The organism is Gillisella vitis, from assembly GCF_021559775.1.
In the GTDB taxonomy this organism is placed as follows: Bacteria; Pseudomonadota; Alphaproteobacteria; order Rhizobiales; family Rhizobiaceae; genus Allorhizobium; species Allorhizobium ampelinum.
The window spans coordinates 767,940-788,919 of record NZ_CP056047.1 but is presented as its reverse complement, the minus strand read 5'-3'; the positions used below and the strand labels follow the sequence as shown (position 1 = coordinate 788,919).

General features: G+C 56.4%; 18 protein-coding genes and 1 tRNA gene. 10 read left to right on the top strand and 9 right to left on the bottom strand.

Annotated elements, in window-relative coordinates; all coding sequences use genetic code 11:
- Window position 1 precedes the first annotated feature (1 nt).
- The 5 genes from rnc to rpoZ form a co-directional block, all read right to left on the bottom strand.
- Window positions 2-721, bottom strand: coding sequence for a ribonuclease III (gene rnc, locus AVCG78_RS03570; protein WP_015915456.1), 720 nt, complete (start codon window positions 719-721; stop codon window positions 2-4).
- Entirely contained in the window at window positions 718-1,461 is a 744-nt protein-coding gene (lepB, locus tag AVCG78_RS03565; protein WP_015915455.1) for a signal peptidase I, read from the bottom strand. Before lepB ends, rnc begins: the two co-directional genes overlap by 4 nt.
- 570 nt (window positions 1,462-2,031) lie before the next feature.
- Window positions 2,032-2,184 (bottom strand): DUF3563 family protein, encoded by a 153-nt coding sequence (locus AVCG78_RS03560; RefSeq protein ID WP_015915454.1) that lies wholly within the window; start codon window positions 2,182-2,184, stop codon window positions 2,032-2,034.
- 301 nt (window positions 2,185-2,485) lie between these two features.
- Window positions 2,486-4,726: a RelA/SpoT family protein gene (locus AVCG78_RS03555; protein ID WP_071204732.1), complete on the bottom strand. Its 2,241-nt coding sequence runs from the start codon at window positions 4,724-4,726 to the stop codon at window positions 2,486-2,488.
- A gap of 158 nt (window positions 4,727-4,884) precedes the next feature.
- Window positions 4,885-5,283: a DNA-directed RNA polymerase subunit omega gene (gene rpoZ, locus AVCG78_RS03550; protein WP_015915452.1), complete on the bottom strand. Its 399-nt coding sequence runs from the start codon at window positions 5,281-5,283 to the stop codon at window positions 4,885-4,887.
- Between the two features lie 311 nt (window positions 5,284-5,594).
- On the opposite strand from rpoZ, the gene AVCG78_RS03545 reads away from it, so the two are divergent.
- The 4 genes from AVCG78_RS03545 (at window position 5,595) to AVCG78_RS03530 (ending at window position 10,036) form a co-directional block, all read left to right on the top strand.
- Entirely contained in the window at window positions 5,595-6,173 is a 579-nt protein-coding gene (locus AVCG78_RS03545; RefSeq protein ID WP_015915451.1) for a LabA-like NYN domain-containing protein, read from the top strand.
- A gap of 653 nt (window positions 6,174-6,826) precedes the next feature.
- Entirely contained in the window at window positions 6,827-8,341 is a 1,515-nt protein-coding gene (locus tag AVCG78_RS03540) for a methyl-accepting chemotaxis protein (RefSeq protein WP_071204733.1), read from the top strand.
- Window positions 8,342-8,451: 110 nt separating this feature from the next.
- On the top strand, window positions 8,452-9,525 hold the full coding sequence (locus tag AVCG78_RS03535; protein ID WP_071204734.1) for a bifunctional transcriptional activator/DNA repair enzyme AdaA: 1,074 nt from the start codon (window positions 8,452-8,454) through the stop codon (window positions 9,523-9,525).
- A gap of 232 nt (window positions 9,526-9,757) precedes the next feature.
- On the top strand, window positions 9,758-10,036 hold the full coding sequence (locus AVCG78_RS03530; protein WP_071204735.1) for a hypothetical protein: 279 nt from the start codon (window positions 9,758-9,760) through the stop codon (window positions 10,034-10,036).
- A 162-nt stretch (window positions 10,037-10,198) separates the two neighbouring features.
- Here AVCG78_RS03530 and smpB read toward each other — a convergent pair whose 3' ends face one another.
- Together smpB and dapA are read right to left on the bottom strand one after the other, a co-directional pair.
- Window positions 10,199-10,675, bottom strand: a complete 477-nt coding sequence (gene smpB / locus AVCG78_RS03525; protein ID WP_015915448.1) for an SsrA-binding protein SmpB — start codon at window positions 10,673-10,675, stop codon at window positions 10,199-10,201.
- A gap of 152 nt (window positions 10,676-10,827) precedes the next feature.
- Window positions 10,828-11,712, bottom strand: coding sequence for a 4-hydroxy-tetrahydrodipicolinate synthase (gene dapA, locus AVCG78_RS03520; RefSeq protein WP_071204736.1), 885 nt, complete (start codon window positions 11,710-11,712; stop codon window positions 10,828-10,830).
- Between the two features lie 223 nt (window positions 11,713-11,935).
- On the opposite strand from dapA, the gene AVCG78_RS03515 reads away from it, so the two are divergent.
- The gene (locus AVCG78_RS03515; protein ID WP_071585353.1) at window positions 11,936-14,029 is read left to right on the top strand and encodes a lytic transglycosylase domain-containing protein; all 2,094 of its coding nucleotides are present in this window, start codon (window positions 11,936-11,938) and stop codon (window positions 14,027-14,029) included.
- Window positions 14,030-14,071: 42 nt separating this feature from the next.
- On the top strand, window positions 14,072-14,959 hold the full coding sequence (locus AVCG78_RS03510) for an alpha/beta fold hydrolase (RefSeq protein ID WP_071204737.1): 888 nt from the start codon (window positions 14,072-14,074) through the stop codon (window positions 14,957-14,959).
- Between the two features lie 73 nt (window positions 14,960-15,032).
- Here AVCG78_RS03510 and AVCG78_RS03505 read toward each other — a convergent pair.
- A tRNA-Ser gene (locus AVCG78_RS03505) sits at window positions 15,033-15,122 on the bottom strand.
- Between the two features lie 776 nt (window positions 15,123-15,898).
- Here AVCG78_RS03505 and AVCG78_RS03500 point away from each other — a divergent pair.
- Window positions 15,899-16,945, top strand: a complete 1,047-nt coding sequence (locus AVCG78_RS03500) for a porin (protein WP_071585321.1) — start codon at window positions 15,899-15,901, stop codon at window positions 16,943-16,945.
- Between the two features lie 136 nt (window positions 16,946-17,081).
- Window positions 17,082-18,116 carry a porin gene (locus AVCG78_RS03495; protein ID WP_071204739.1) on the top strand — a complete coding sequence of 345 codons (1,035 nt, stop codon included), beginning with the start codon at window positions 17,082-17,084 and terminating at the stop codon, window positions 18,114-18,116.
- 395 nt (window positions 18,117-18,511) lie between these two features.
- On the opposite strand, the gene AVCG78_RS03490 is transcribed toward AVCG78_RS03495, so the two are convergent.
- Window positions 18,512-19,729: an NAD(P)/FAD-dependent oxidoreductase gene (locus AVCG78_RS03490; protein ID WP_071204740.1), complete on the bottom strand. Its 1,218-nt coding sequence runs from the start codon at window positions 19,727-19,729 to the stop codon at window positions 18,512-18,514.
- A 287-nt stretch (window positions 19,730-20,016) separates the two neighbouring features.
- Between AVCG78_RS03490 and AVCG78_RS03485 the strand changes: the two genes are divergently transcribed.
- Both AVCG78_RS03485 and AVCG78_RS03480 read left to right on the top strand, forming a co-directional pair.
- Window positions 20,017-20,370 (top strand): hypothetical protein, encoded by a 354-nt coding sequence (locus AVCG78_RS03485; protein ID WP_060715919.1) that lies wholly within the window; start codon window positions 20,017-20,019, stop codon window positions 20,368-20,370.
- 170 nt (window positions 20,371-20,540) lie between these two features.
- Window positions 20,541-20,954, top strand: coding sequence for a PilZ domain-containing protein (locus AVCG78_RS03480; RefSeq protein WP_070149443.1), 414 nt, complete (start codon window positions 20,541-20,543; stop codon window positions 20,952-20,954).
- The last annotated feature ends 26 nt before the right edge of the window (window positions 20,955-20,980 follow it).

Here is a 20,980-nt window from a genome sequence, read left to right as displayed (position 1 = left end):
ATCAATCTGAGGCGGTGGATCTCGTCCACACGCCTTCTCTTTCCAGCAACCGGGTCGCCGCCGCTTGTTCTGCGGCGCGCTTCGACCGGTCAATTCCGGTTTCCGGCTCCAGCTTGCCGATTTCAACCGTGACCGTGAAGCTGGGATCATGATCCGGTCCAGAGCGGTCCGCAACCCGATAGACGGGTGTCACGGCAAATTTTGCGTGTGCCCATTCCTGTAGCTCGGTCTTTGCGTCACGCCGACCGGCATCCTGCCGGGAGGCACGCTCAGCCCAAAACTTCAACACGAAGGCACGCGCCGCTTCCAGCCCAGCATCAAGATAAATGGCGGCAATCAGGCTTTCCACCACATCGGCCCGCACATTCAGCATATTCTTGTCTGTCAGCTTTTTGACGTCGGCACCGGTGCGGATATAGCGATGCAGCTGAATTTCATCGGCCACCGCCGCACAGGTCTCCGCGCTGACCAATTGGTTCAACCGCACCGACAACTCGCCTTCGGTGGCAGCGCGAAACACCTTGAACAAATGCTCGGCCACGCAAAGGCCAAGCACCCGGTCGCCCAGGAATTCCAGGCGCTCATAATCGCTACCTTTAGCAGGCCTGGCACTGGAATGGGTCAGCGCCTTATCCAGCCGTTCCTTGCCGATAAAGTGGTAGCCGATCACGGCCTCCACTTTTTCGCGTTCTTCAGCAGTCAGGGCCTTGGGAGCCTTCATTGAACAACCTTGAACAAACGGTCCCACCGCATATTGGACGGCCATTTCCAAATTTCACGGAAGGACGTGTTGTTGCCAAGCGAGAAGAAGATCACCGACGCACGGCCGACCAGGTTTTCAGCTGGAACCATGCCCACGTCGAAGCGACTATCAGCGGAATTATCGCGGTTGTCGCCCATCATGAAGTAATGACCGGCGGGAACGGTGAATTCACGCGTATTATCGCCAGCCGAATTCTGGATTTCATCCAGCGTGTCGTAATTGACGCCATTATCCAGCGTTTCGCGGAAGACCGGCACGTCGCGCCCGGCATCCATCCGGTAATCGGAGGTGAAGGTTCCGTCCGGCACTTTCGGTATCGGCTTGCCGTTTACCAGCAACACGCCATCGGTCACCTGGATACGGTCGCCCGGCAGGCCAACAAGGCGCTTGATATAATCGATGTCAGGATTGGGCGGAAAGCGGAAGACAACGACATCGCCGCGCTTGGGCTCACTCGCCAGAATACGGCCGGAGAACAGATCGAGGGAAAAAGGCAGCGAATATTTCGAATAGCCGTAGGAGAACTTGTTGACGAAGATATAATCACCCACCAGCAGCGTCGGCATCATCGAGCCGGACGGAATGGTGAAAGGCTGGAACAGCACGGTGCGGATCACCATGGCAAGCACCAGCGCCTGAATGATGACCTTGATGTTCTCCCAAAGGGCATTCTGCTTCTTTTCGACTTTATCCGTCACGCCGGTCTCTTTCATAATTCGTCAGTCTGACGTTTCTCTAGTCGTTTCAGGCCGAACCGGCAACGGCAAAACCGTTGCATCACGCGCTTGCGTCCCGATAACACGACAGGAGCGCACACGGATCAGACAATTATCGTTGAGAAACGAGCCTTACGAGAAAAAGGCGGCATAGGTCGGGGTCGTCGGTCTTCATCACAGTGCTGCCGATGCGCAGCCGATAAACCAAGCAATCCAAGTTAAACACCTGGCCAAGTTAAACACCTGGCTAAGTGAAACACTTGGCCAAGATATATAACGGTTACGGAGGCGAGCCTATTCCCGGAAAAACATCAGGAATAAAAAATTTGATATGAGCTGATTTGATATCAAGCAGCACCCGAACGCATCTCGTTCGTCGGCGAGACCACCCAAAGATGATGGTCCCGTATCAGGAAACACGACGTGGCTGGATTTGCCTCGTCTTTCATTCACAAGCCCCGGCAAGACCGCGACCATCTTTTTCATTACCCAATTCCGCTTCACCCGGCATAGCTGATTTCACAGGTCAGCCATGCGCCCGGCGTATAGCGATTAACGGATGCGACGGAACAGGCCACCATCGATTTCGCGCTGGCGATATTCCAGGTCAAGGCGGTCATGGGCAGCGTTCAGGTAAGCCATTTCACGTTCCTGGGCAGTCGGGACGCGCAGGGCGCGGGCAAATTTGCGAATAGGACCAAACATTGTCTTATCTCTCTGTGTTTGTTTCGATGACCTCAATATACGAGTGCACTGCACAAAGAACCAGAGACAAGGCGCGTTGCCAGCCATGCGCATAATGCATGGCATCGTTAAAAACCGCGGAATTTAGCCAGAATCTGCACGAAATTTGATCAGAAACAAGGCTCCGATGTCAAAACATTGGCAGCACCGCCGAAGCGGACAGTAAGCATTTACAGCGCCGTGCGTGTTATAAAACGCAGCGATGACGCTGTACCGCTTTGTATCGGCAGCATAATTTCAATCGAAGTTGGCAATCCAAGCCTCAGTCATAGACCCGTTTGGCGGTTGCCACGCAATCCAGCTCCTTCAGCTGCGACAAAAGCTGGTTGAGCTGTCGTAGATCCCAGACATCCAGATCGAAGGCCATTTCGGTGAAATCGGCAGCGACGCGCATCATGGACAGGAGCCGGATATTGATGTCCAGCCCGGCAATCAGTTGCGCCACCTTGGCCAGAGTACCCGGCTCGTTGATGGCATTGATCAGAATGCGGGAATGGAAGCGCGATTTGTTGGCCTCATCCAGATCCCAGCGGACGTCGATCCAGCGTTCCGGCTCATCATCGTATTTCTGCAAGGCAGACGCCTGGATCGGATAGATGATGATCCCCTTGCCGTCTTCCATGATGCCGACAATCCGGTCGCCGGGAACGGCACCGGCTGCGGAGAAATGCACTTCGAGATTACCAGCGAGCCCTCGGATCGGCAGTGGATCCAACTCCTCCGCAATACTGCCATCGGCAGGCTTTGCGGCGTCAGTTGCCTTCTTGCCTTGCGGCAGCTTGAACATCATGCCGCTGGCCGAGCGCATATTGAACCAGCCATCGTCCATGGCAGGCTTTACCGTAACACGCTCGTCCTGGTAATCAGGGAATACGGCGCGCAGCACATCAAGCGAAGACACTTCGCCGCGACCGACTGCCGCGATGGCGTCCTCGACATCCTTATGGCCCAGTCGGTGCAGAACGGGTTTCAGGATCTCGCGGGAAAAGGTCTTAGCGGCACGCTCGAACGTGCGCTCGAGGATTCGGTAGCCGAGGCCGGAATATTGCTTGCGGATCGCCATGCGGGTGGCCCGGCGGATGGCGGCGCGGGCCTTGCCGGTGACGACGATCTCTTCCCAGGCCGCCGGCGGCACCTGCACGCCGGAGCGAATGATCTCCACCTCGTCGCCATTGGCCAGACGGGTGACCAGCGGCATGATCCGGCCATTGATCTTGGCGCCAACAGTGGTATCGCCGATATTGGTATGAACGGCATAGGCAAAGTCGATCGGGGTGGCGCCGCGCGGCAGGGCGATCAACTTGCCCTTCGGAGTGAAACAGAAGACCTGGTCCTGGAACAGTTCCAGCTTGGTGTGCTCAAGAAACTCTTCCGGATTGTTGGCTTCCGCCAGAGCCTCGATGGTATGACGCAGCCAGGAATAAGCATTGCTTTCGCGCGACAGCAGCTCGCCTTCGCCCCCCCCCTCGCCATCCTTGTAGAGCGCGTGGGCGGCGATGCCGTACTCGGCGATTTCATGCATGCGGTGGGTGCGGATCTGCAACTCGATACGCTGGCGCGACGGGCCGACGATGGTGGTGTGCAGCGACCGGTAATCGTTCTGCTTCGGCGTCGAGATATAGTCCTTGAACCGGCCAGGCACCACCCGCCAGCGGGTATGGACAATGCCGAGCGCCCGATAGCAGGCCGCAACGCCATCGACCAGAATGCGAAAGCCGTAGACATCCGAAAGCTGCTCGAAGGACAGCGATTTGGACTGCATCTTGCGAAACACCGAATAGGGTTTCTTCTGGCGCCCCTTCACCGAGGCCTGGAGCAGACCATTGGCGACCAGCAGGTCGCTCAATTCGTCTTCGATCTTCTTGATCAGCCCTTCATTGCGCCGGGAAAGCTCTTCCAGCCGCTTGGTAACAGTCTCGTAAGCTTCGGGATTGATATAGCGGAAGGACAGATCCTCCAGCTCGTCGCGCATGTCCTGCATGCCCATGCGGCCGGCCAGCGGCGCATAGATTTCCATGGTTTCCTCGGAAATCCGGGCGCGCTTGTCGGGGCGCATATGCTCCAGCGTGCGCATATTGTGCAGGCGGTCAGCCAGCTTGACCAGCAGAACCCGCACATCGTCGGAAATCGCCAGCAGCAGCTTGCGCAGGTTTTCGGCCTGCTTAGCTTTCTTGGTAACAAGGTCGAGTTTCTTGAGCTTGGTCAGGCCCTCGACGAGCCGGCCGATATCCTCGCCGAACAATTCGTCGATTTCGGCCCTGGTCGCCGTGGTATCCTCGATCGTGTCATGCAGGAGGGCAACCGCGATAGTCGACTCGTCCAGATGCATTTCGGTGAGGATGGCGGCCACTTCCAGCGGATGTGAAATATAGGGATCGCCGCTGGCTCGCTTCTGCTGGCCATGTTTCTGCATGGCGTAGACATAGGCCTTGTTGAGCAATGCTTCGTTGGCGTCGGGCTTGTACTTCTGTACCCGCTCCACGAGCTCATACTGCCGCATCATGCCAAGGCTACTCCATCAATCGAAAATCAGGCCACAACAACGCTGGTCGAAGACACACTCTCAAAAGAAAAAGCGCGCCAACCTTCCGATTGACGCACAGAGAGTTTGAAAGATCGGACCACCTCAAGACCGGTACGCCGATCTTGAGACTTCGGCAATCAGTAATCGTCGCTCTTTTCCGGCGGGACAAGGCCCTCGATGCCGGCCAGCAGCTCTTCTTCCGACATCTGGTCGAAGGCTACGGTTTCCGGCATTTCGTCCTCGTCTTGCGAGCCGCTGGTCAGCTGGCCTTCGGCAATGGAGGCAGCATCCTGTTCCGGCTCGTCGACTTCGACATGCTTTTGCAGGGAATGGATCAGATCTTCCTTCAGATCATCCGGCGACAGGGTCTCATCAGCGATTTCGCGCAGGGCAACGACGGGATTCTTGTCATTGTCGCGGTCGATGGTGATCTGGGCTCCCTGGGAGATCTGACGGGCGCGATGGCTTGCCAGCAGAACCAGTTCGAAACGGTTATCGACCTTGTCGATGCAATCTTCCACGGTGACGCGTGCCATGGTCTGTCCTTCTTTTTACTATTTAGTCCTGGGGCTTTTAATATTTATTCCTGAGGGATTGACAGACCGGATACATGTATTATCGCCGGAGTTCAAGTTTTTCCTGAGCGTCGTTTCAGCCAGACTCAACCTAGAAATTGTAAAAAAAATTGGAAACTCATAAAGATTCAATCAACAGGCGGTTGGAATATGCTCTATCGCTGGATACATAATTCATATATGATTAAATCATAATACATTGAGTCGGGTTGGAACCCGAGGCTGGCCATACATGATGCCGCGCTAATGTATATAACAAAGGATGTTGAAGGATGTTTGATCCGAGAGAAAAAATAGCGCTTTTCATAGATGGCGCAAATTTATATGCGGCTTCCAAAAGCCTTGGTTTCGATATCGACTACCGCAAGCTGCTCAAAGCATTTCAGAAGCGTGGCTATCTGCTGCGCGCTTACTATTACACCGCGTTGATCGAAGACCAGGAATATTCGTCGATCCGTCCGCTGATCGATTGGCTGGACTATAACGGCTACAAGGTCATTACCAAGCCGGCCAAGGAATTCACCGATTCCATGGGCCGCCGCAAGGTCAAGGGCAACATGGATATCGAACTGGCCATCGATGCGATGGAACAGTCCGAAACTGTGGATCATCTGGTGATCTTCTCCGGCGACGGCGATTTTACCACGCTGGTCGAAGCCCTTCAGCGCAAGGGCCGCAAGGTTTCCGTGGTTTCGACTATGTCGACCCAGCCGCCGATGATTGCCGATGACCTTCGCCGCCAAGCCGATCATTTCATCGATCTCGTATCGTTGAAGGCTGAAATCGGTCGCGATCCAAGCGAACGGCCGATGCGCCAGGTCGAACCCATGCTAGCAGAGCCGCAGATCTGATCGCCGATAGCGCCGTGCCAAATGTGGCGCACTCAGCTCCGCTGTAGCGCTTTTATTTGTTGCACAATGAGACGACCCTGGGTCAGCCAGGGTCCCCTCAACCACGGTCGGGCACATGTCTTTTCCTGCATTATTCAGGGACATAAACTGATGGTTGCCACGCAACCGCCCTGCCGTTTGCTTTCTTGATAAAAAATATTCCGGCTCAAATAAGACGCGATACACGCATAACGGATCGCGACACGACTGTATCTATTGGATATTCAGCAACGTAAGCTCTATGTATTTTAAGGGTTTTCGCGATAATATCTTGGTTTACCCACTCCTGCGGATAGACGCTGGCGACCGCCTTATTATCCTATTGTTAAATTTCTGGGCGTTAACATTTCCATGCGAGGTGAGATCCCAACAGATCCACACCCGGGAGAATGATGACCGACAACACAACCATAGCGCGCTTCTAGGCTGAGTATTTTTCCTCGGATAGCGACAGAAGGCTCGAGGCGCCACCTCTTGCATCCTGTCTTCAACACCTTGGACAAAATGGGATGTAGCGGAGACCTCGCGTTATGGCAAAGCGCAGCGCCGATCTCCGTGTTGAATGGCTGACGATCGTGCATTTGTAAAACAGGATAAGTGAACCAGGGTGTTTCATGACTAATGCAACCGATGACAATGGCGAACTTCACAAGCGAATGGCTTTCCTCAAGCTGACGGCAAGCGATCTGCAGGTCGTCGCCGGCTTGCAGCCGATCATTGCCCATTCCATCGGTCCGACGCTGGACATCTTCTACCAAACCGCCAAACAGCATCCGGAAGCGGCGAAGTTCTTTTCCAGCGACAGCCATATCGAACATGCCAAACAGAAACAGATCAAGCATTGGAGCCATCTGCTTTCCGGCCATCTGGATGGCGCTTATGTTGCCTCGGCAACCACGATTGGCCGCACCCATGCAAAGCTGGGCCTTGACCCGCGCTGGTATATCGACGGCTATGGCCTGATTCTCTCAGGCCTGGTCACCGGCGTGCTGGAAGCAGAGATGCGTGGAACGCTGTTCGGCAGCCGCATGAAAGGCGCCATTCCAAAAATCTCCGCGCTGATCCGCGCCACGATGCTGGATATGGATTTCGCCATTTCCACCTATGGTGAAGCATTGAGCGAGGAGCGCAGCAAAATTGCCGCGGAGCGCGCCAGAATCGAAGAAGAACAGCAACAGGCTCTGAGCGCCCTGGACAATGCATTGGCAGCGCTCAGCAACGGCAATTTGACCGCACAGATCACCACGCCGCTTGCGCCACAATACGAGGCCTTGCGCGGCAATTTCAACAAGGCCGTGGCCACCCTGGCGGGCGCTTTCGACGAAATCAGCCACGAGGCAGGCCAGGTCAATGCCAATACCCGTGAACTGACCCGGGCGACCGACGACATGGCCAAGCGCACCGAACAACAGGCCGCCGCCCTCGAAGAGACGGCTGCGGCGCTGGAGGAAATCAGCGTGATTGCCAAGCAATCGGCGCAGCGCAGCCGCGAAGCCCAGACGGTGGCCAGCCATGCCGCAGAGGCCGCCGGCAAATCCGGCGAGATCGTCGGCAATGCGGTCGCGGCCATGAGCGCCATCGAGGACAGCTCGACCAAGATTTCCTCGATCATCAGCGTCATCGACGAAATTTCCTTCCAGACCAACCTGCTGGCGCTGAATGCCGGGGTGGAAGCCGCACGGGCGGGCGAGGCAGGCAAGGGTTTCGCAGTCGTGGCCCAGGAAGTGCGTGAACTGGCACAGCGCTCCGCCAATGCCGCCAAGGAAATCAAAACGCTGATCGACCGCTCGTCGAAAGACGTCGCCAATGGCGTGGCTCTGGTCAACCAGACCGGCGACGTCTTGCGCACCATCAGCGATCAGGTTCGTGAAGTGGACGGACATATTGCAGCCATAGCCCAGGCCGCCCAGGAACAGGCATCCGGCATGAATGAAATCAATGCTGCTATCTCGAGCATGGATCAGTTGACCCAGCAGAATGCCTCGATGGTGGAGGAAACCAACGCCTCAACCCATACGCTGCAAGGCGTATCCGACCATCTGGCATCACTGCTGGCCCGTTTCCAGACGCAAGGGACGAAGGCGCATACGCCACGGTCCGGGGCCTATCACCAGAGCTACGCGGCCTGATGAACGGATAAAAATGAACCGAGTTATTCAGCCAGAACATTTTTGAAAACGGGCATATCCATGCCCGTTTTTCGGCGGCGGAGTCCGGTGGAATGACGTAAAACCTGTTCATGCTGTTCAAACAACCTTCCGAAGATATCCTTTACGCCGCGCTGGTCGCCAAAGATGCGTCCTATGACGGCTTCGCCTATGTCTGCGTCACCTCGACACGGATTTTCTGCCGTTTCACCTGCACGGCGCGCAAACCCAAACCGGAAAATTGCCGGTTCACAGACACCATCGCCGCCTGCCTTGAAGGCGGCTTTCGCCCTTGCAAGCGCTGCCGCCCGCTTCTTGCCTATGGCCACGCCGATCCACTGGTGAAAACCCTGCTAGATCTTCTGGATGCCGATCCTGGCCGCCGCTGGCAGGAAGCAGACGTCGTTGCACTCGGTCATGATCCATCCACGGTCCGGCGCGCGTTCAAGCGTCGGTTTGGGATCAGCTTTATCGAAATGGCGCGATTGCGCCGGATCAGTCTTGGCACCGAAGTCCTCGCCGCTGGCGAGACTGTGATCGAAGCGCAGATGGAGGCTGGATATGAATCCGGCAGCGGCTTTCGTGCCGCCATCACCCAATTGCTCGGCAATGCTCCGGCAAGGATGAAGGACCTCGACCTGCTCAAGGCTGACTGGATCGACACACCGATCGGGCCGATGCTGGCGATTGCCGACGATCACGCGCTGCATCTGCTCGAGTTTGCCGACCGGCCTGCCCTGCCCACGGAACTGAACCGTCTGAAGGAACGACAAGGCTGCGGAGTAACAATTGGGCGAACCGCCGTGACCGAACAGATCGCGGCTGAACTGGCTCGCTATTTCAGCGGTGATCCCAATGGATTCGAAACTCGGGGATTCCAAACCCGGCTTGCCGGACATGGAACGCCATTCGAGCGCGATGTGTGGCAAGCGCTGCGGCACATTCCGGTGGGGGAGACCTGTAGCTATTCAAAGCTGGCCACATCCCTTGGTCGTCCAAGCGCCGTGCGGGCTGTGGCGCGGGCAAATGGAGCAAACCAGATCGCTATCGTCATACCATGCCACCGCGTCATTGGCGCGGATGGCAGCCTCACCGGCTATGGCGGAGGGCTGTGGCGCAAACAGTGGTTGCTCAATCACGAACGACGCATAAAACACAACCCATAAGCGTTGCTGATCGTTGTCATTCAAAACATTCGCTGGACGATTTGACGCATCTCGGTCATTTTTCGCGCGTCCACTGGCAGCCAGAGTATTTCCAGGAAAAGGGAAAACCTCCCTGTTTCCATGATGGATAACAAGGTTCTCGGCCTGCCACCTTTTCACCCCTCACCCATCGCTTGTCTGCGTCGTCGAGACGTAGGCTCCTGTCCTCGTGCCCGCTTGAAAGGAAAAGATCATGCGCACGACAGAACCGACGAAAAACAGTGTTGTCCTGGCCCCCAGAGGCGGTTTCACCCGTCGCTTTGCGATGGCCTATCGCTGGATCGCTTCGGGACTGGCGCGCTATGCCTTACGCCGGGGCAATGGAAAGCCGAGCAACCACATAAGTGAGTTGAATGCGCATCAATTGCGCGATATCGGCCTCGACGAAAGGGACATCTCGTCCCGGGAGGAGCAGGAGCGGCACGCCCGGCTGGCGGCCTATGCCTTCCTGATCGGGATGCACGGGCGGTAAAACTCATGCCATGCCTGCCAAAACGCCGTACGAGAGTCTGTCAGGTTCAAATTGAACCAGACAGACTCTCGATTCTTTTGTTTTCGTTTGTCTTTTCGGGAAAACCGGGTTCCACTTTTCCCTGGCAAACTCTATGCGGCGCTTTGACAACTTACACGCATCTCAGCCCGTCTTCAGCAACCGGCTTTTCTGCCGGTTCCAGTCGCGTTCCTTCTCGGTCTCGCGCTTGTCATGCAATTTTTTGCCCTTGGCCAAGGCCAGTTCCAGCTTGGCGCGGCCTTTTTCGTTGAAATAGATTTTCAACGGCACCAGCGTCATGCCTTCGCGATTGATGGCCACGCGCAGCCGGTTGATCTCGCGCTTGTTGAGCAGCAATTTGCGGCGACGGCGCGGTTCATGGTTGAAACGGTTGGCCTGAAGATATTCCGGCAGATGCGAATTGATCAGCCAGATTTCCTCACCCTCGTCCGAAGCATAGGATTCGGCAATATTGGCCTTGCCTTCACGCAGAGACTTGACCTCCGTGCCGGTCAGCATGATGCCAGCCTCGTAGGTATCGATGATCTCATAGTTAAACCGCGCCTTGCGGTTTTCCGCGACGATCTTGTTTACGGTGCGCTGGCTGCCTCTGGGTGCCATGAACTCTGTCCAATCCGACCTATGCTTTTTGTTTTTTCTTACCGCCGGCGGGTTACTGCTCCGGTCTGTCAGGCCTTATGTAATACAGCAGTACCCGTAATGGAAGAAGCCGGAGCCAATGTGTACTCCGGCCCAGCCCCCAATTGATGATCTCAGTTCATCAGTCCCGCATGCTGAAGGGCCGCGTCGATTGCGGCTTCGGTAGAGGCTTCCAGCGTCGACAGCAGCGGCAGACGGGCGGTCCGGCCCATCCGACCAAGCCGCGACAGGGCATATTTCGCCCCGCAAAGACCTGGCTCCAGGAAGATCGCCTTATGCAGCGGCATCAGCCGGTCCTGATAATCAAGCGCCTTAGCGAAATCCCCGGCCAGCGTCGCTGCCTGGAACTCGGCGCACAGGCGCGGCGCGACATTGGCCGTCACCGATATGCAGCCAACCCCACCATGGGCGTTGAAGCCCAGCGCGGTCGCGTCCTCGCCGGACAGCTGGATGAACTCACGCCCGCAGGTGATCCGCTGTTCGGAAACCCGCTCCAGCTTGCCGGTAGCGTCCTTGACGCCGACAATAGTTTTATGGGCCTGGGCCAGCTTGCCCATGGTTTCCGGGCTCATGTCGATCACCGAGCGCGGCGGAATATTGTAGATGATGATCGGCAGGGAGACCGCCTGCGCAATCGCCGAGAAATGTGCGATCAGCCCCTTTTGAGTCGGCTTGTTATAATAGGGTGTCACCACCAGCACGGCATCAGCCCCGGCCTTTTCAGCGTGCTGGGCGAGATCGATGGCTTCCATCGTATTATTGGAGCCAGCGCCGGCAATCACCGGAACCCGCTTGGCGGCCACTTCGATGCACAGTTCCACCACCCGTTTGTGCTCGGCATGGGTCAGGGTTGGCGATTCGCCTGTGGTGCCGACCGGCACCAGGCCGGAACTGCCTTCGGCGATCTGCCATTCGACATGAGCGGCAAAGGCTTTCTCGTCAATCGCCCCGGTTTCGGTAAACGGCGTGACAAGCGCGGGCATGGAACCCTGGAACATGCATAGAACTCCCAACAGCCGCCAATCCCTGGTCAGCCGTAAATGTGCAATCAAACGCGGGCACATTACTGCTAGGCCCGCACCGGTACAAGCACGGTTCGGCCGGTTTTATGACAGTTTTTCAATGCGGAATTTTCGTCGCATTGACGCCATTTCATTAAGCATTCATTAATCGGGGTCAGAGTTAATGGGAGCTATGCGCATTTTCCGGACGAGTTTGCCGATGAAACGGACCATTTTGCTCAAGCTTGCCCTGTCCATAGGTGTGACGGCGCTGGCCCCTGCCGGTGTGTCATGGTCCCAGCCGATCCTGGGTGGCGGGGATGTACCAGCACCCGCCAACCGCCCGGCAGCGCTTTCGGCCTCTTCGGCCTCTTCCGCATCCTCTGTTTCTGGCGACATTACCGGCTCCATCCCGGTTGTCACGCCCATGCCGGTCGAACGGTCGCCGCTAAAATCCGGCCTCGACGCGCTGTCGGACCGCAACGGGGCGCTGGCGCTGTCGATTCGCGATGCCATGCCCCAGGGGCTGGACCGGCATATGCTGACATGGTCGATTGCCATGTCCGGCCTTGCCGGTATCCCTTCCTCAGAAATTGCCAATGCCCAGCGCGAGCTGAAAGGCTGGCCGGGGCTTTCCGCCTTCCGCGCCAATTCGGAAAAAGCGCTGTTGCGCGAAAACCCGCCAGCCCCGGATGTATTGGCAGCCTTCGGAGAGACCAAGCCGGAAACGGCAGAAGGCACGATCATCCTGACCCGAGCCCTGGTGGCAAGCGGCAACCGCAGCCGCGCCGTTTTTATCCTGAAAGACCTGTGGCGCAGCCAGCCGCTGGAGATCGCCACCGAAGACCGCATCCTGAGCGAATTCGGCGGCCTGCTGACCCGCGCCGATCACAAGCTGCGGATGGATTATCTGATGTATCGCGGCCGCACCGCCCAGGCCAAGCGCTTCGCCTCGCTTGGCGATGCGCAGGCTCTTTATACTGCATGGATGGCGGTAAACAGCCGTTCGCCCAAGGCCGTGACGCTGGTTCAGGCCGCCAGCGCACGGTTTGGCAATGATCCCGCATTGCTTTTCGTAAAAATCGAGTATCAGCGCCGTCAGGACAATTACCAGGAAGCGGCAAAGCTGCTGGCGCTTGTGCCCAGAGACGCGTCACGATTGGTCAATCCGGGCGAATGGTGGAATGAACGGCGCATCGTGGCGCGCGGCCTTGCCGATGACGGCAAATACCGGCTGGCCTATCAGGTTGCCGCTGGCTATACCGCCACCGACCCGGTCGATATCGTCGATGCCGAGTTTCATGCGGGCTGGTATGCCCTGCGCGGCCTCAATGATCCAAAAACCGCAGCCCAGCATTTTCGCCGGATTGTCGAGGCATCGAACCGGCCCCTCTCGGCCTCGCGCGCCTATTATTGGCTGGGACGTGCCGATGAAGCGCAAGGCAATCCGACCGCAGCCAGGCAGGATTTCGTCCGGGCCGCCGATTATCCCGGCACCTTCTATGGACAATTGGCAGGCGCCCGCCTGAAGCAGACACGGCTCGACATTCGCTATCCGACACCAACGGAGGAAGACCGCCGCCGTTTCGCCAGCCGGGAAGCCATTATCGCTATCGATCGCTACAAGGCCGCCGGCCACGAATGGCGCGGCGCAAGCCTTTACCGGGCCTTGGCCGAACAATTGCAAAGCCCTGGAGAACTGGCGCTTCTCGCCTCCAAAGCCGAACGCGCTGGCAATCACCAATTGTCGTTGCAAGTGGGCAAGACCGCCTATGGCCGCGGCATAAACGTGCCTGCCCTGGCCTTTCCCATCGGCGTCATTCCGGCTTCCGCCAATATTGCCGGCTCCGGCAAGGCCCTGGCCTATGCCATTGCCCGTCAGGAAAGCGCGTTCAACCCGGCCGCCGTGTCCGCCGCCAATGCCAAAGGCTTGCTGCAATTGATGCCCGCCACGGCAAAGGCCGTCGCCAAGCGTCATGACATGGCATTTTCACCGGACCGGTTGACCCAGGACGCCGCTTATAACGCCACGCTCGGCGCCCATTATCTGGGCGAGCAGATCGATGCTTTCGGCGGCTCCTATATATTGACGTTCATTGCCTATAATGCCGGACCGAAGCGGGTGCCGGAATGGATCAACCGCTATGGCGATCCCCGTGGCATGCCAATTGATGACGTGGTCGACTGGATCGAGCGCATCCCCTTCCCCGAAACGCGCGGCTATGTGCAGCGGGTCATGGAAAACTACCAGATCTACAAGACCCGGCTGGGGCAGACCGCAGATATCGAGCACGATCTTCGTTATGGCCGCTGACGGCCGATCGCGGATCAGGTGACGACAACAGGAGTTCACGGCATGCAACACCTGGAGAATGGGACCTTTCAAGACCGGACGATTACAGCCGCCGACGGCATCCAACTGTTCGTGCGCGATTACCAAGCCAGCTGCGATTCTCATCTGGCTTCCCTGCCCCCGGTCGTCTGCCTGCCCGGCCTGACCCGCAATCACCGTGATTTCACGCAACTGGCGCAGCGGCTTGCTGCGGGCGGAAGACGGGTGATCTGCATCGATTCGCGCGGTCGTGGCGGCTCCGGGCGAGATCCGGACCCGAAGAACTACAATCTTTTGACGGAAATGGGCGATGTGGTCGCAGCGCTGGATGAGCTGGCCATCGCTCAGGCGGATTTTATCGGCACATCCAGAGGCGGGCTTCTGCTGCATTTCCTGGCCGTCATGCACTCCAGCCGTATTCGCCGAGTGATTCTCAACGATGTGGGACCGGTTCTCGAAAAAGAGGGCCTGATCGCCATCAGGGATTACTTGGGCAGTGGTGGCGGACCAAAGACCTGGGCCGATTGCCCCGCCTATCTCAAATCCGTGCATGGTGTGACGTTTCCGGTGTTGGATCAGCAGGACTGGGAAGACATGGCGCAGGCACTCTACCGGGACGAGAACGGCATTCCCGTCGCCGACTACGATCCCGCGATTGCCGCGCAAATCTCCAGCATCGATTTCAGCAAGCACATCCCGGATCTATGGGTGCAATACGAGGCGCTGGCAGCCTTCCCCCTGCTGATCATTCGCGGTGAGCATTCGCAACTGCTATCGAAGCAGGCAAGCGAATCAATGATCGCTCGCCATCCATCGGCCAGCTTGGTCATCGCCAAGGGCCAGGGCCACGCGCCCTTGCTGCACCTCATGCCGCTTGCAGACGAGATCGAGCGGTTCCTGAGCGGCAGGTAAAACAATAACGCGTTCAACGACAACAGCACGCCGTTGCGATTGTTATGACATGACTGAATGGAAGTTTGTTTGATGGCGGAGAGGATGGGATTCGAACCCACGATACCATCTCTGGTATACTCCCTTAGCAGGGGAGCGCCTTCGACCACTCGGCCACCTCTCCGGTGCGGTCTGATTATGTCGTCGTAGATTCGATTGCAAGCGCTTTTCGCCAACTTCCACGATAAAGGCGCCATTTCCTCATGACAAACAAAGCAAACCGCGCACCACTGTGCCTGCCTGGACAATTCCGGCATGCTCGTCTCGTGCGGCCACGCTGCTCTGTCTCGTTTTGATCGCCTTTAATTGCCCTTATAAGAAGACGGGCATAACTCTCCCTGTAAGAAGTGGACTCATGCGCGAACCTCGCCAGGTAAAGAGCGACACCGCGATTGGTTGAGAGAATCGCTAGGCTCTAAAATAGAATCGCTATCGATTCTGGCTGTCCTCAGTCCGATTTTGCTACACTGCCTGCCGGAGAGGCTGTTGAAAACATCGTCTCACCTTGAAGCGACTCTGCTGCAGATCGCCTCCAAATAGCACTCGTGGGCATCGAATCGCCCGAATTTGCCGCATTTCGGATGAGGTCGGAATTCAAGCCGGTTTTCAGGTGGTTGGCGTTAGCCTTTGTTTTTCAAAGCGTTTCTTAACAAAGAGTAAACAAATGCCCCGGTTCAGCCATAGCTTTGTGTCCTTTCAGCAACATCAAACGGGGAAGGCTATGGCGAAACCGCCCCGTTTGCCGTTTGTCGATTGCAAGCGCGGCAGCGTTTTGTATTTTCAAATCCAGAAGCGAGGCGGTGGATCGTCCGTTTCATACGTTAACGGGAATGGGGGCAGGAAATGCTGTCCTTCAGCCAAACAAGCCCAGACCCTAATGAAACTTGACTGGAGGTCATTATGAACATCAAGAGCCTTCTTCTCGGCTCCGCTGCGGCTCTCGCAGCAGTATCCGGCGCCCAGGCAGCAGACGCTATCGTTGCTGCTGCTCCGGAACCAGCTGAATACGTCCGCGTTTGCGACGCCTTCGGCACTGGCTACTTCTACATCCCCGGCACCGAAACCTGCCTTCGCGTTAAGGGCTATGTCCGTTTCGAAGTTCAGGGAAACAGCAATGACGGCGACTCGTCCTGGTCGGGTAACCGCGACTGGAACGCTCGTACTCGTGGCCTCGTCACTTTCGACGCCAAGAACGACTCTGAAATCGGCACGATCGGTTCCACCATCACTGTCCGCACCTGGGCTGATGAAAACGGCGGCAGCCTCGAGCTCGACGAAGCCTTCATCACTGTTGCTGGCTTCCAGGTTGGTTCGTTCTACAACTACTTCGATACGGGTCTCTCCGGCGAAACCGATGACCTCGGCTCGAACCGTCTGAACTCGATCGCTTACAACTACAAGTCCGACACCTTCTTCGCTGGCATCGCTGTCGACGAACTGACCGGCTACTACAGCCGTTCGCGTGACCTCAGCCAGGCTGATGCTTACGGCCAGAACAAGCGCGTTGGCATTGAAGGCCAGGTTGGCGGTTCTTTCGGTCCAGTAACAGCAACCCTGCTGGGTGGCTGGGACGCAGTTGCTAACGACGGCGCTGTTCGTCTGCTCGCAACCGCAAACCTCGGTCCTGGCGTCCTCGGCGTCGCTGGCCTGTACTCGACCGGCGTTTCCGCTTACTACGACAAGGCTGAGTGGACTGTTGCTGCCGAATACGCAGCAAAGATCACTGACAAGCTGACCCTGACTCCTGGCGTTCAGTACTTCGCTAACACCCAGGTTGACGGCAGCGGCGATTACACCGGCCGTGACATCTGGAAGGGTGGCTTGACGCTGGACTATAAGCTGGCTGAAGGCTTGACAACCAAGGTTTCCGCTCAGTACCAGGATCATGCCTGGAGCAACAGCGACGACGTATGGTCTGGCTTCGTTCGCTTGCAGCGTTCGTTCTAATTATCTCTTAGGAGATAAGACTAAGACTAGGCCCCGTTGGAATTCGGGGCCTAGTCAGTATGCCGGGGGGCAAACAACAAGAGCGGTTCATAGAGAGCATATCTCTATTTCCTAAACGACAAACTGGAGATCAAAAATGAATATTAAGGGCCTTCTTCTCGGCTCCGCTGCGGCTCTCGCAGCAGTATCTGGCGCACAGGCTGCTGACGCCATTGTTGCCGCTGCCCCCGAACCTGCTGAATACGTCCGCGTTTGCGATGCTTTCGGCACTGGCTACTTCTACATCCCCGGCACTGAAACCTGCTTGAAAATGAGCGGCTACGTTCGTTTTGAAGTTCAGGGCGCAAGCAACAACAGCCTGGGCGATGATCGTAACTGGAACGCTCGTACGCGTGGCCTCGTTACTTTTGATGCCAAGAACGACTCCGAACTCGGCACGATCGGCTCCACCATCACGGTCCGCACCTGGGCTGATGAAAACGGCGGCAGCCTCGAACTCGACGAAGCCTTCATCACTGTTGCTGGCTTCCAGGTTGGTTCGTTCTACAATCCTTGGGATAGCGATCTGTCCGGCGAAACCGACGATATCGGTTCGAACCGTCTGAACTCGATTGCTTACAAGTACAAGGCTGACAATTTCTTCGTATACGGTTCGGTTGACGAACTGACGGGTTACTACAGCCGTACTCCGGCTGCTGGCTCGGATCCGTACAGCAAGAACAACCGCGTTGGTCTTGAAGCTCAGATCGGCACGACCTACGGTCCGGTCACCGCAAACCTGCTCGGTTCTTGGGACTTCGCAACCAGCAACGGTGCTGTCCGCGGCTTGGCAACAGCTGAAGTTGGTCCTGGCGAATTCGGTATCGCTGCGATCTACTCGACCGGCGCAAGCACCTATTACGACCTCAGCAAGTGGACTGTTGCTGCTCAGTACGCTGCAAAGATCACTGACAAGTTGAGCCTGACTCCTGGCGTTCAGTACTGGGGCGAAACTCAGGTTGACGCCGATGGCGATTACTTCGGTCGCGACATCTGGAGAGCTGGTCTGACGGTTGACTACAAGCTGGCTGAAGGCCTGACCACTAAGGTTTCGGCTCAGTACCAGGACCACGATTGGGATGGCAACGACGACGTTTGGACGGGCTTTGTTCGTCTGGAACGCAAGTTCTGATCTGATTGTTGATCTTCAGTTGACAATTGCCTCCGGGTTTACGCCCGGAGGTTTTTTATTGCCTTGATGCGAGGCGCAATCTCGCAAGCAGTGTTGGATATAAAGCGCGATTGCGCTTATTGCCTATAATCCCCTCTTATAGGACTGGGTTCGAAGGATTGGGTTCTAGGATTGTCTGGGGTCTTTCGGCTGAACCATACAAACTCTCCCGTCTTGTGTAGTCGTTTGTCTTTTCGGGAAAACCGGGTTCACTCTTCCTGAGAGAATTTGGCTTGCCTTCTATCAAGGCGCGGATACTCACGCATTGTCGCTTTGAACGAGATGCAGATGCTTCCACGCCTCAAGGGCCTGAGGTGCTTTAAAATGGCCCCGAGAGCTATTTCGTCAGCGCTGGATCAGGCCAGCAACTGCTTTAAATCTTCCTGCGGATTACCAATGATTGCCTTATCGGCGGACCGGCCGGCTTCCAGAAGCTTCTTGGCTGTCACATAGGCCTTGGCATCATTGATGGCATCGACCGCAAGGAAACGGTCCTGGCGATAATACCAGACGGAAAGGCTACCCTCGCGCGTGCCCGGTCTTATAATCGTCTCGTCATAGCCCAAGTTAAGCCCGGCGATTTGCAGTTTCAGATCGTATTGATCCGACCAGAACCATGGTTTTGGCATGTAGGGCGTTGTCCCACCTGCGAGCACCATGGCGATGGCTTCCCCTTGATCGACGGCATTCTGAACTGATTCCAGCCGGACAGTTCCCTCACCCCAAGGAAGCAGCGCGCAATCGCCAGCAGCGAATATGTCAGGATCAGATGTCCTGGCATAGCCGTCGACAATAATGCCATTCTGCACATGCAGTCCGGCGTTGCGCGCCAATCCGTCATTGGCGGTAGCGCCGATACCGACGATCACCAGATCGACATCGAGCCTGCTGCCATCTGAAAGCTCGGCAGCGGTCACGATATCATTTGTGCCGAGAAGGCGTTTCAAGCCCATATTTTCGCGAATCATCACGCCATGGCCCTGGTGAACGGCACGAATGAAATCGGCAGTCTCCTTTGCAGCAACACGCGCAAGAATGCGGTCGGCCATTTCGATCACAGTGACCTCAAGGCCGAGATGGCGCGCCACGGCAGCAGCCTCCAGGCCAATATAGCCGCCCCCTATGATCAACAGCCGCCGCCCTGGTTTCATCACCTCAGCCAGGCGGTCAGCATCGGCCTTGTTGCGGATCGTGTAGACACCAGCAAGATTGCCGCCAATTTCCTGCGGCAATCCGCGCGGCGTCGAACCGGTGGCAAGCACGAGCGTGTCATAGGAAAGTGATGAACCGTCCTGAAGCCGAAGCAGCTTTTTCGGTCGATCAATTTCCTCCACCCAACTGGAAAGGCGCATTGTGATCGCGTTTTCATCGTACCATTGGGCGGGCCGCAACAGCAGTCGATCAAAACTCATTTCACCGATCAGATATTTTTTTGAAAGCGGTGGGCGCTGATAGGGTAATTCCGGCGCAAGGCCAATCATGGTAATCGGTCGTTGGTCGTTCAGTGCCCGTAGTTTTGACGCAACAGAAAAACCGGCCTGCCCTGCGCCGACAATCACCAATGAATTTTCCACGCCATCCCTCCAGAAAAATCGCGAATTCTTTGCCGGAAAATGCGGCGGTCAGCGCGATAACCATTCTCATCAACGGGTAAATACCGGATGCCAACCCGTCAAGTTCGGTTGCCACGCCTGGATGTAATAATGCCGGATTCAGAAGTTCGGCCATATCCTCACCTTGGACGGATCAGAAGAGAGTTCGCAGTTCGTCAGGCTCGAAAATTTTACCGACAAGATGAGGCAAACAATTAGGAAAACTGCGTTAAACTGGGATACCAAGAAGGAGAAGAAGGACTGGTGTCATGCCCCTGCAGAACATTCCCGATGCAAAAAAGGACATTCCGCGGGACCTTGTCTATAAGAAGTTCGGCATTGACCGACCTGGCAAAATCATCTTTGTCGGCCACCATCTCAGCACCAAAACCACGGTACGCTGCCTGATCCGCAAAATCTCTCTGCAAGGTGCGGAACTCGAAGTCAGCCGCATGCTACCCGTGCCGAAAAACTTCTTTCTGGAAATTCTAGGCATTCGCGACGAGATCGGCTGCACCTTGATGCGCAGGGAGCAAGAGACCGCAGTGGTGAGCTTCAACATGCTGATCGATCCCGAATTCCTTCATCACGTCGTAAAGCTCTCATTCGAATTTGGGCCGTAATGGCACAGACTAACATAGGTTGAACTTGAGATTGAGTTGCGTTTCTTGATGTATTCTCGTTTTGGTTTTAAAATTAGTCCAATCGCTCAAATTTGATGGAATAGATTCAACGCTCTGAAATGCCATTGCGGCAAACTTCTCCTGACAACAAGGACAACCGAGGAGAGATCATGCTGCAAGGAACCCATTTAGCAACCGTCACTTCTGAAATGTATGAGCGGCGCTGGGACCGTTATCAGGTCCGTCGGCCGGCTCGTATCATGGCGGTCCGCGCTGGTTTGAGCGGCGTGACCATGCGCAGCGCCACGGTGCTGGATATTTCCCGCGGTGGCGCCGGTATAGAATTGGATACCGGGATCGGCCTTGGCAGTCACTATTATCTGGAGGTTTTAGGGATTGCCACACGTATCGGCTGTGCCGAAGCTTATCGAAACGGCACAAGGGCTGGCGTCAAATTCCTGATGCCGATTTCAGAAGTCTTGTTGCAACGGATTATCCGTACCGACTTCGTCATGAGCGCCGACCGCACCAAGGACAATGCTGGAAAGACCGTTGAGCCAGGAACAGGCAGACTTGCCCGGTGAGCAGGCGCTCAAACCTCATTGCGCAC